Annotated in this window: 12 protein-coding genes; 10 read left to right on the top strand and 2 right to left on the bottom strand. The window is 31.3% G+C overall.

What is annotated here, in order from left to right; all coding sequences use genetic code 11:
• Window positions 1-3 precede the first annotated feature (3 nt).
• The 3 genes from QWY99_RS11095 (at window position 4) to QWY99_RS11105 (ending at window position 2,392) form a co-directional block, all read left to right on the top strand.
• A complete protein-coding gene (locus QWY99_RS11095; protein ID WP_290264979.1) occupies window positions 4-1,710 on the top strand; it encodes a M56 family metallopeptidase in 1,707 nt (568 codons plus the stop codon).
• A gap of 38 nt (window positions 1,711-1,748) precedes the next feature.
• Entirely contained in the window at window positions 1,749-1,874 is a 126-nt protein-coding gene (locus tag QWY99_RS11100) for a hypothetical protein (RefSeq protein ID WP_290264982.1), read from the top strand.
• 377 nt (window positions 1,875-2,251) lie between these two features.
• A complete protein-coding gene (locus QWY99_RS11105; protein ID WP_290264984.1) occupies window positions 2,252-2,392 on the top strand; it encodes an SsrA-binding protein in 141 nt (46 codons plus the stop codon).
• Between the two features lie 82 nt (window positions 2,393-2,474).
• Here the strand turns inward: QWY99_RS11105 and QWY99_RS11110 are convergent, their stop codons facing one another.
• A complete protein-coding gene (locus QWY99_RS11110; RefSeq protein WP_290264986.1) occupies window positions 2,475-3,029 on the bottom strand; it encodes a fasciclin domain-containing protein in 555 nt (184 codons plus the stop codon).
• A gap of 366 nt (window positions 3,030-3,395) precedes the next feature.
• Window positions 3,396-5,282, bottom strand: a complete 1,887-nt coding sequence (gene dnaK, locus QWY99_RS11115) for a molecular chaperone DnaK (RefSeq protein ID WP_290264989.1) — start codon at window positions 5,280-5,282, stop codon at window positions 3,396-3,398.
• Between the two features lie 577 nt (window positions 5,283-5,859).
• Between dnaK and QWY99_RS11120 the strand changes: the two genes are divergently transcribed.
• The 7 genes from QWY99_RS11120 (at window position 5,860) to QWY99_RS11150 (ending at window position 12,206) form a co-directional block, all read left to right on the top strand.
• Window positions 5,860-6,309, top strand: a complete 450-nt coding sequence (locus QWY99_RS11120) for a DUF4262 domain-containing protein (RefSeq protein WP_290264991.1) — start codon at window positions 5,860-5,862, stop codon at window positions 6,307-6,309.
• Between the two features lie 134 nt (window positions 6,310-6,443).
• A complete protein-coding gene (locus QWY99_RS11125) occupies window positions 6,444-6,848 on the top strand; it encodes a hypothetical protein (RefSeq protein ID WP_290264993.1) in 405 nt (134 codons plus the stop codon).
• 250 nt (window positions 6,849-7,098) lie between these two features.
• Window positions 7,099-7,704: an SMI1/KNR4 family protein gene (locus tag QWY99_RS11130; RefSeq protein WP_290264995.1), complete on the top strand. Its 606-nt coding sequence runs from the start codon at window positions 7,099-7,101 to the stop codon at window positions 7,702-7,704.
• Between the two features lie 113 nt (window positions 7,705-7,817).
• Window positions 7,818-8,459 carry a hypothetical protein gene (locus tag QWY99_RS11135; RefSeq protein ID WP_290264996.1) on the top strand — a complete coding sequence of 214 codons (642 nt, stop codon included), beginning with the start codon at window positions 7,818-7,820 and terminating at the stop codon, window positions 8,457-8,459.
• 44 nt (window positions 8,460-8,503) lie between these two features.
• The gene (locus QWY99_RS11140; protein WP_290264998.1) at window positions 8,504-9,217 is read left to right on the top strand and encodes a hypothetical protein; all 714 of its coding nucleotides are present in this window, start codon (window positions 8,504-8,506) and stop codon (window positions 9,215-9,217) included.
• A gap of 67 nt (window positions 9,218-9,284) precedes the next feature.
• Entirely contained in the window at window positions 9,285-10,097 is an 813-nt protein-coding gene (locus QWY99_RS11145; protein ID WP_290265001.1) for a hypothetical protein, read from the top strand.
• Window positions 10,098-11,768: 1,671 nt separating this feature from the next.
• Complete coding sequence (locus tag QWY99_RS11150) at window positions 11,769-12,206, top strand: acyl-CoA thioesterase (RefSeq protein ID WP_290265003.1); 438 nt, start codon at window positions 11,769-11,771, stop codon at window positions 12,204-12,206.
• Window positions 12,207-12,222: the final 16 nt, after the last annotated feature.

Genomic DNA, 12,222 nt, shown 5'->3' on the forward strand with positions numbered 1-12,222 from the left:
ACCATGGAGGCAATTTTTATCTATATTTTTAAAACTAGCGGATTAATCACTTTGTTTTATGTGGCATATTATTTTTTACTAAGAAAAGAAACATTCTTTACTAGTAATAGATGGTTTTTATTATCGGGACTAATTACTTCGATCGTATTACCTTTTGTAGTCTATACCAAGATAATTTGGATTGCCTCTACAACACCAACTAATTTTACAACACCAATAAATGTAATTCAAACAATTCCGGTAGCGCAAAATTGGATTGATACACATTTAAATTTGTGTTTAGTTATAGTATACGTTTCAATCATCACTTTGCTATTAATAAAATTCGCTTTCGATTTTTATAGTTTAAAAAAGGTAATTCAAGGTCAAAACATTCAAAATCAATCTGATTTTAAGTTTGTCGATGTTTCAGAAAACATTGCTCCATTTTCATTCTTTAATTACATCGTGTACAACTCATCACTGTACAATTCTACTGAACTGGAAAACATTCTTGAACATGAAAAAATTCACAGCGAACAAAATCACACCACAGATGTGTTGATTGCAAGGATATTCTGCATTGTATTTTGGTTTAACCCAATTGTTTGGTTATACAAAAAAGCTATACTACAAAATCTGGAATTTATCGCCGATGCCGAAGCCTTAAAAAAAATAGCTGATAAAAAGGCTTATCAATACACACTTTTAAAAATAACAACACATGAAAATTGTGTTGCAATCACCAATCATTTTTATCAATCATTAATCAAAAAACGAATCGTCATGTTAAACAAAAATCAATCAAAAAAGAAAAATTACTGGAAGTACGCTTTTATTCTTCCACTATTAGGAATATTTATGTTCCTATTCCAAATTAAAGTTGTCGCGCAAGAAAAAGAACCAACAGAAGATGCTATTGCAAATCTAAACACAGACCCTGAAAATGTATATGTTTACAAAGTTAAAAAAAGCACAACCAACAAAGAATTAGATGAAATTGCGAAAAAACTTAAAGAGCAACATGATGTAATAATTGCATTTTCTAAAGTACAAAGAAATTCTAACCAGGAGTTAACTGGAATTAAAGTTGACATAAAAAAGAAAAATGGAAAGTCACAAATAATGCAAATTAATGGTAATGAAGTAATAAAACCTTTTGGTGTTGTTGTAACAAAAAACAATGATGGTACCGAAACTGTAAATTTGCATACTGGTGAAAAAAACTATCAACCAGTTGCCATGGGTGGAAATCAAAAGGGAAACAAAAATTATGATACGGATGATAATTACCTAGTACCTCCTACACCTCCAACTCCTCCTAATGCTCCAGATTTCCCTAGTGGACCAATGCCAGTTGCTAATGTTGACGTATCAAAAATGCCAAAACCACCAGTACATCCATTTGATATAAATGATACAAAAGCGATGAAAAAGTTCAACAAACAAATGGAAGAATTCAACAAAAAGATGGAAGATTTTCAACCAGATATGTCTGGTTATGAAAAAGAAGTCGAAGCAGTAATGGCTAAACGTGAAGCTATTTTCGAAAAAGAAATGGCCAAATACGACATTGCTATGAAAGAATTTGATTTAGAAATGAAGGATTTTGATCGAGAAATGAAAAAATTCAATGTCGACATGGAGAAATTCAACAAGGAAATGCAACAACATGACAAAGAAATGAAACAACTTGATAAAGAAATGCAAAACTTTAATAAATCAAAATAATTAATTTTCGTTTGTAACAAAATTTAACATCGCATTACATGAAAGAAACATTTTTAGTTCCATTACTTTTATTGATTTTTCATTTTTGTTTTGGTCAACAAACTAAAGTTAAAGAAAAAGAAATTAATCAAAAAATCGATAACTATATAAAAGAGGTAATCTAAGTAAATTAAATCCCTAGAGTTACATTAGCCGTTATTAAAAATGTTAAAGTTATTTATGAGAAGTATTATGATGAAATTTCTATTGATGATGCCATAAAAGTTTTTGAATTAAACACTAAAGAATATCCAAAATCAGGAAACGCTTTTGATAGTTTAGCAGATGCTTATTTTAACAATAAGCAATTTGAAATAGCAAAGCAACATTACAAAAAATCTTTAGCTCATTCTCCCGAAAATACTAATGCAAAAGAAAGACTAAAAGAAATAGATAAATTACTGCTTAAATAACATTTAACAGCATACTTTAAAACCCAACAAAAAGACTTTGTAACCATACAAAGTCTTTTTTTATATCTTTGAAAAAAAATCCTACTGACATGTATAAAATCCTAGCACAGATAAATAAACTTATTCTACCCAGTTTTACCAAACGAGGACTTGATATAACAAAAGCGAAGAAATGGCAAATGGCAATTATCGGTTACCGTTATTTTATTACAACTCGCGCGTTGGGATAACATATGCTATCTATAAAGCACAAAAAAGTCCTGTACAACATACAGGACTTTTTTTGATTATTGGAGCAATCGGGTCTAAATATTAACTTTTTGGCAATAACACTGTATTAATTACGTGAATTACACCATTAGATTGATTTACATCTGCTATAGTAACTTTTGCTTTGTTTCCACTTTCGTCACTTATATATAAATCTTTTCCTTTCATCCAAGCTGTTAGAGTTCCACCACTTACTGTTTTAAGAGAAGCTTTACCTCCACCCATTTTTATAGCTTTTGCGATATCAGATGCGTTCATTTTACCAGCTACAACATGGTAAGTTAAAATGGTTTGCAATTTTTTAATATTTTCTGGTTTCAACAATGTTTCAACTGTACCTTTTGGCAATTTATTAAATGCCTCATTTGTTGGAGCAAAAACAGTAAACGGTCCTTTACCTTCTAAAGTTTCCACTAAGCCTGCCGCTTTTACCGCTGCTACCAATGTAGTATGGTCTTTTGAGTTGACTGCATTTTCAATAATGTTTTTGTTAGGATACATTGCTGCCCCACCAACCATAACTGATTTTTGAGCGAAAGAAGTTGCTCCAAATACTAATGCAAAAATTGCTGCTGTTAAAATGTTTTTAGTTTTCATGATTACGTTTTTAAAATTGTTATAATTTAATTTATAAGTTTTATAATGTCATTTACGCTATTACTTTCTATTTGGTTTTTAACATTCGAAAATAAATGAAATAAAAAAACAAAAAACTTTATAACCCCCTAATAAACAAAGAATAAACATCTATTTAATTTTTTACAATTTCCTTAATTATCTGAAATAAAAAGATTATTATGACTATAAACCTTCATTAAGAAAATAGAATTCATTAGTTTTTTCCTTTTAACTAAAAAACAAAACCCAACTAATTTTAAAAAACTAATTGGGTTTAATCATTTGATAGCAAAAAAAAAAACCGAGTCATTTCTGACTCGGTTTCTTATTATTATTAAAGAAGAATTATTTTACTTCTTCGAATTCAACGTCTTCAACATTGTCTCCTTGAGGCTCTCCACCTTGTGGTTGAGCTGCTTGTTGACCTTGTTCTCCTTGAGCATACATAGCTTCTGTAGCTGTTTTCCAAGCTGCATTAATGTTGTCAAGAGCAGTTTGAATAGCTGGAATGTCTTGAGATTGGTGAGCCATTCTCAATTCAGTTAAAGCGTACTCAATAGCAACTTTATGATCGTCAGCTAATTTGCTTCCTAACTCTTTTAATTGAGTTTCAGTTTGGAAAATCATGCTGTCAGCTTCGTTTAATTTCTCAGCTCTTTCTTTTGCAATTTTATCAGCATCAGCATTAGCTTCTGCATCTTTTTTCATTTTTTCGATTTCTTCAGCTGTTAATCCAGAAGAAGCTTCGATACGGATATCGTGAGATTTTCCTGTTCCTTTATCAGTTGCAGAAACTTTGATGATACCATTTGCATCAATATCAAAAGTAACCTCGATTTGAGGAACTCCTCTTGGTGCTGGTGGAATACCATCTAAATGGAAACGACCGATAGTTTTGTTATCAGCAGCCATAGCTCTTTCACCTTGCAATACGTGAATTTCAACAGATGGTTGAGAATCAGCAGCAGTTGAGAAAACTTGTGATTTTTTAGTTGGAATTGTTGTATTAGCTTCAATTAATTTAGTTAATACACCACCCATAGTTTCGATACCTAAAGATAAAGGTGTAACGTCAAGTAACAATACATCTTTTACATCTCCAGATAATACACCACCTTGGATAGCTGCTCCAATTGCAACAACCTCATCAGGGTTAACTCCTTTAGATGCTTTTTTACCGAAGAATTTTTCAACTTCTTCAGCAATTCTTGGCATACGAGTTGAACCTCCAACAAGAATAACTTCGTCAATATCAGATGTAGTTAAACCAGCATCTTTTAATGCTTTAGCAACAGGCTCCATAGAACGTTTTACTAAAGAATCAGTTAATTTCTCGAATTGAGCTCTAGACAATTTTTTCACTAAGTGTTTTGGTCCAGAAGCCGTAGCTGTAACGTATGGCAAGTTGATTTCAGTTTCTGAAGCAGAAGATAATTCAATCTTAGCTTTCTCAGCAGCTTCTTTCAAACGTTGTAATGACATTGGGTCAAGACGTAAGTCGATACCTTCTTCAGCTTTGAATTCGTCTGCTAACCAGTCAATAATTTCGTGGTCAAAGTCATCTCCACCTAAGTGAGTATCTCCGTTTGTAGATAATACTTCGAAAACTCCATCTCCTAATTCAAGAACAGAAATATCAAATGTACCTCCACCTAAATCGTAAACAGCAATTTTTTGATCAGTTCCTTTTTTGTCTAATCCGTAAGCAAGTGCAGCAGCAGTTGGCTCATTGATTATACGCATAACTTTAAGACCTGCAATTTCTCCAGCTTCTTTCGTAGCTTGACGTTGTGCATCATTAAAGTAAGCAGGAACAGTAATAACTGCTTCAGTTACTGTTTGACCTAAATAGTCTTCAGCAGTTTTTTTCATTTTTTGAAGAGTCATTGCTGACAATTCTTGAGCAGTATATAAACGACCGTCAATATCCACACGTGGAGTATTGTTGTCCCCTTTTACTACTTTGTATGATACTCTTTTTGCTTCATTTGTAGTTTCAGCAAAAGTGTGTCCCATAAAACGTTTAATAGAAGCAATCGTTTTTGTAGGATTCGTTACTGCTTGTCTTTTTGCAGGATCTCCCACTTTAATTTCTCCACCTTCAACAAAAGCGATGATAGATGGTGTAGTTCTTTTTCCTTCTGCATTAGGAATAACAACTGCTTCGTTACCTTCCATTACAGAAACACAAGAGTTCGTAGTCCCTAAATCAATTCCGATTATTTTACCCATTTTTATATATATTTAATTTTGATGTATACTTATTTTAACAACTCATGGTGCATAAGTCAATCTTTGTGCCAATATAAAAAACCCAAGGAAATTGTCAGTTTTCAGTATTGATACGCCCTAAACAATATGACATTATGACATTTTCACACCCTGACAACTACGTCACCGCAACGTTTATTATGTCATTATTTATGCCTAACGCCCCATATTTGCAATGCTTTTCCTTAGCTAACAAACCAAAAAAGCAAACCATTGTTTATCAGACTACAACTCTATTGCTTCTTTTTTATATACCTACAACTTGATTTATCATAAAAGACTAAAGTTAAGCTTTTTAAACAAGTCTCTATACTCTAAAACGTTATTTTAAAAACAATTAACATCTATACTCCATAAAACACACAATAATCTAAGAGCAAAAAACATTCAATAAATCAAAAGTCCTTTTAACTATTTTGGAAAAAAATATTAATATATTAGCATTTAACTAGGTTAGTCTTAATAAAAACGTATCACCTTGAATACAGGTTAAGGGAATCTAGTTCTATTAAATGCAGTAGATTTTAAAAGACGTAAAATGAGTTTAGAACAAAAGAAGAACTATTTTGAAGAGTTGTACAAAAACATTGAAAAATATGGATTCCATACAACATATATAATGGAAGAAATTGGACTCACTCCTTTTGGATACTCAACAGGAATTTATGAGAACTTTAAAATTCCTGAATTATTTATTTCTGGATTACCATATAACCTAACTGGAGAACTAATACAAAATTATGTTGAAAAATATAAATTTGGTACGATATCAATCAATGAAAGAATTGAAGATTTGACTAATCGATTTCTAGTATACTTTATAAAAGTTGAAAACAAGGTACTTTCAGAACATACTTTAAGTACAATAAAATATTATGACAATGATGAGTATGAATATTTACAATTAATATTTCCTGACTTAAACGGAAACTTCCCAAATGAACCTAATTATAATTACGACCAAAAAGTTTTCGGAGACTTACTATAAAAAAACTATACATAGCGAGCTATAAACTTAAAATTATTAACCTTTTTTATCCCATTTTCGTTTAATCAAAATACTCGGTTTAAAAATTATTCAACCTGTCCTAACTCCAGAATGTTATCAGTAAAACAAACTTTATGAAAAAAACACTTATAATTACAATATTACTATTGTCATTTATCAATTTAAATGCTCAAACTTCAAAAGAAGAACAGATTATAACAGCAATAAAATTAGAAACTGATAAAATAATATTGAACGACAAACTAGCCTATAATTATAGTAGAAATAATAATGATTTTATAATTTCTGATTTGGATGGAAAAGAATTAATCAAAGGAAGCATTACATCACTGGGAGATGGAAATTTTTCAAGTATTTTAACTTTTGTAACTATTGGAAAAGAATTCTCTAACGCAAAAATTATTGGTCGACAAGAAATAATCTTTGCTCTTTGTAATAATAATGTTATAACAAAGAATTTTAAAATTGATAAAAAGAAACTACGTTTGTTTTTTGAAAAATATAATGAGTTAAAATAAGGTTCCACTACTAACAATCGTTAGTGTCTATTGCGAAATTTAATTGAATTCCATTTTCTTATCACGTTTACATTTAGCCTAAGTTTTACATTTGACTTATTTCAAATCGTTTTATAGTCAAATAGTATTCAATCAAAAAACATTGAGTTTCAAAACTCCCAAACCTCTTTCAAGTAGCCATGACATTTAATCTAAACAGATACAAACTGTCAGATTAAACAAGGAACTAGGACTTTTACAAAACAAAGAAATGAACACAACAGCTGAAAAATATATCGCAGGACTAAAGAATGCATATTTTAAAAACAATGCAAAAGAAATTTGGGAACATTTTGAAAAAATTAAACATGGTGCAAGTAAGGAAGATGTTGAAAAACTGAAACAAGTATTTCCTGATATTCCTGATGCATTGATTGTGCTACTTGAATATGTTGATGGGACCTATTGGAGGAAATACGCTGGAGAAGAAATTAATTTTTATTTTCTTGGTTCAGATGTTGAAGAATATCCCTATTATCTATTATCATCAAAAGAAATTGTAGAAAATAAAAATTTCGTTATCGAATACTACTTGGATTCTATTGACAGAAAATATGATGACGTAAATATTGATGAAAAAATTACAAGTAAATCCAACGAATTGAAATGGCTTCATTTTTCTGACTGCACAAATAATGGTGGAACATCACAACTATTTATAGATTTCAGTCCTTCCGAAAAAGGAAAAAAAGGGCAAGTGGTCAGATTCTTGCACGACCCAGACGAATTTTCTGTAATTGCAGACAACTTTGAAGAATACTTGAAAAAACTAATGGATAATGGATTTAATTTCATCAATGAAGATTTATTAGATTAAAAAAGGATTTTGCATAAGAGAAATTAAACTATAAAATTCAGCATTAGTAATTCAATTAATTTAAGATAAAGAGTTTAAATTTGCAATCAACTACCTTAGCAAGAAAATAATAAATGGTAAAACTTAACTATAAAAATTATCAAATCGAAGTCATTAATGACAGTACTTACACGATAAATTCGGTTGATAATACAAACGTTTATGATACTGTTTTCTTTCAAGGAAAAAAAGGCAAGGCTGAGTTTTCTCCGACCAGTAAATGTGGCATTATTATTAAGAAGTCAGATACAAAAATAGCAAGCGTTATAATTTGCGAAAGTGGTGGCGCAACAGCAATAACTGAGAAATCTTTTATAATCGAAGATGATAAAATCTGGATTTGTGTTTGTAATAAAGTATATTGTCTCGAGATACCTAGTCTAGAATTAATATGGCGCAAAGAAATAGATTTCATAACCAATTTTACAATACATAAAGTCCAAGATGATTTTATTATTCATGGAGAACTCGAAATTAAGAGAATAACCAAAAATGGAGAAGCAATATGGAGTTTTGGAGGTAGAGATATTTGGGTAAACCTAGAAGGTAAACCAGAATTTAATATCGAGAATGATCAAATTCATTTGTTTGACTTTGAATCTAATGAATATATTTTAGATTTTAACGGACAAACTATCTTAGACAACCCAAAACCAAGCTCTGAGAAAAAATGGTGGGATATCCTTAAAATAGCCCAAGAAATAAAGAAAAAATAAAGCATATACAATAGTTTATTTCACAAACAACAGTGATAAGTCCAATGAAAAATACTGCCTATCTATTACTATTATCATTACTCTTTATTTCTTGCAATCAGACTGCGAAACAAAAAGTAACTGATCACTCAGAAAAGAATATTGATTCTGTTGAAATAGAAAGAAACAAAACAGATTCTATAGAAAAACACCAGACTTTTAACGACTCAATCGATAGTCTGGATCAAGATTTAAAAGCATTTGTACCAAAAGGTTATAGCGTAATAAGTATCGAATCAGGTGATCTTAATCTTGATGAATACACAGATGCTATTTTAGTTTTACGAAAAACCAGTGAAGAATCAACATCTAACTATGCCAAAAACAAACCTGACAAAAGACCTATGCTCATTTTAATAGGGCAAAAAGACGGTACTTACACATTGGCCTATGAAAATAACAATGCTGTGTATTGTATTGATTGTGGTGGGCTTTTTGGAGATCCATTTACAGGTATAACAATAAAAGATGGATACTTCTCTATAGAACATGGTATTTCTGGAGGACATCACTGGGAAAATGTTACAACTTTTAAATACAATAAATCCAAAAAGAACTGGTTTCTTTACAAAGACAACTACATAAATTATATGTTTAATAGTGATACCAGTGATAATGCCGAGGCTCTTGTCGTTGACTATGAAAAACTAAAAACGGTAAAAGACTTTGGAGAAATTTCTTTCGAAAAATTCAACATCTACAATGATAAGGGATATTAATAATATCAAAAAAATCAATTAATTTGCATCTAATCTAAATCTATTGCGTTCAATTAATTATTACCCCATGAAACTCCCCCTACTCTTATTACTAAGTTCAATACTATTAATTTCCTGCTCTGATAAACCTAAAAAACAAGTAGAAGAAAAAGAAACTATAATATCCGATAGCAATACGAATACAAGTAATAGTAATGTCAATATTAGTAATAACAATAAAACGGCTGTTTTTAAATGGGATACTGAATTATGCTCTAACACGGGCGAATACGACCCTCAGAAATATACTGAAGAAGAACTTAAAAACACATGTAACTTATGGGGTATGCGTTCAAGCGCCTATTTAAGCACAAATACTACACCAACTTCTGAAATAGATGCCGCTAAATTAACTCGTGAATTAACTGCGGAATACAATGAAAGAAAAGCTTTTTACAACAATAAAATTATTTCTAGTCCTTACTGGGAAAAAGTAAGAAAAGACAAAATACACGAATTAGAAGACACGTATGAACTAAAAAAAATAGCTCTCGAATCTTATTCTAATCCTTCCGTTTTACTAAACAACCGATTCTCTAAAAATTGTGCTGAATATGCAAAAGCATTAATTTCGAATGACACGATCTTACTATTAAAAACCTGGAATAATTTGGCCGAAAAGCAAAAGAAAAATAATGGTAGCCCAGAAAAATTCATGGAACGTCATTTAGAAAAATACAATTCTAAGAACAGAATACAAAATGCTAGACAAGAGATAATGACATATGGCTGGTGGAATTGTGCCAATGCAGAAGTTTACAGAGTAGATGATGATGGTACAATGGAAAAAGAGTTCAATAAATTATTCACAAACGTAACCTTTGAGTGTGACGAACCATAAATAACTATCTTAATTCATCCTATATAATTCAGAAATAGCATCTGTATTTATGTGATTTTTTTGAATTTTTATAGCTTTGCGCTTATTTTTCTGCCACAGATTAAAAGGATTAGAATGATTTTATTACGTAGTTTTCAGTCGCAGTCCTCAGCCTCAGTTTAAAATTAAGCCTTGCGAACCTTGCAAAACCTTTGCGTACATGCAGTCATTTTTCCCACTTAAAATTAAACCTTGCGAACCTTGCGAAACCTTTGCGTACATGCAGTCATTTTTCCCACTTAAAATTAAACCTTGCGAACCTTGCGAACCTTGCGAAACCTTTGCGTACATTGCGGTCATTTCTACCTCTTAAAATTAAACCTTGCGAACCTTGCGAAAACCTTTGCGTACATTGCGGTCATTTCTGCCACAGATTTAAAGGATTAAAAGATTTTATTACGCAGTTCTCAATATCAGTTTCAGTTTAAAATTAAGCCTTGCGAACCTTGCGAAACCTTTGCGTACATTGCGGTCATTTCTACCTCTTAAAATTAAACCTTGCGAACCTTGCGAAAACCTTTGCGTACATTGCGGTCATTTCTGCCACAGATTTAAAGGATTAAAAGATTTTATTACGCAGTTCTCAATATCAGTTTCAGTTTAAAATTAAGCCTTGCGAACCTTGCGAAACCTTTGCTTACATTGCGGTCATTTCTACCTCTTAAAATTAAACCTTGCGAACCTTGCGAAATCTTTGCGGACTTTGCGGTCATTTTTACCACTTAAAATTAAACCTTGCGAACCTTGCGAAAACCTTTGCGTACATTGCGGTCATTTCTGCCACAGATTTAAAGGATTAAAAGATTTTATTACGCAGTTCTCAATATCAGTTTCAGTTTAAAATTAAGCCTTGCGAACCTTGCGAAAACTTTTGCGTACATTGCGGTCATTTCTACCTCTTAAAATTAAACCTAGCGGACCTTGCGAAAATCTTTGCATACATTGCGGTCATTTCTACCTCTTAAAATTAAACCTTGCGAACCTTGCAAAACCTTTGCGTACATGCAGTCATTTTTCCCACTTAAAATTAAACCTTGCGAACCTTGCGAAAATCTTTGCGTACATTGCGGTCATTTTTCCCACTTAAAATTAAGCCTTGCGAAACCTTTGCGTACATTGCGGTCATTTCTACCTCTTAAAATTAAACCTTGCGAACCTTGCGAAAACCTTTGCGTACATTGCGGTCATTTCTGCCACAGATTTAAAGGATTAAAAGATTTTATTACGCAGTTCTCAATATCAATTTCAGTTTAAAATTAAGCCTTGCGAACCTTGCGAAAATCTTTGCGGACTTTGCGGTCATTTTTCCACTTAAAATTAAACCTAGCGGACCTTGCGAAACCTTTGCGTACATTACGGTCATTTTTCCCACTTAAAATTAAATCTAGCGAACCTTGCGAAAATCTTAATCAGACCTTTACCCAAATTACAAGAATTCAAACCTTTTAAAACCTAATTCTACTAAAAAACAATACAACAAAATCCATTTTCATTAACTATACTTTAGCTATCACAATAATAACATTTCATTTTTTATTCGTATTTTCGAATCACAAAAAAATTGATGTGTATTAAAATAATCAACTGATTATCAACAACACATCTAAAAACAAATATAAAATTAGAATTAAAATGGTTTCATTTAGTAAAGAATTATCTTTCCGTTGGTCAGATCTAGACCCAAATTTTCACTTACGCCATAGTGCCTATTATGATTTTGGTGCACAACATCGTATCGAAATTCTAGAGCAACTAGGCTTAACGTTAAGAGTAATGCAACAACAAAGCTTTGGTCCTGTTCTTTTTAGAGAAGAATGTGTTTTTAGAAAAGAAATAAAACTTTCAGATAAAATATTTATTAATACCAAAACTTCAAAAATGAAAGCCGATGGATCACGTTGGTCAATCATACATGAATTCACCAATGAAGAAGGTAAACTTTGTGCAACTATTACTGTTGAAGGGGCTTGGATGGATACAAAACTAAGAAAATTAGCTTCTCCTACTCCTGCAATTGCAATAGAGGCTTTGAGTATCTTTCCAAAGAGTGATGATTTTGAGGGATTATAAATCTCAATAAAAAACA

The organism is Flavobacterium branchiarum (assembly GCF_030409845.1).
Lineage (GTDB): Bacteria > Bacteroidota > Bacteroidia > Flavobacteriales > Flavobacteriaceae > Flavobacterium > Flavobacterium branchiarum.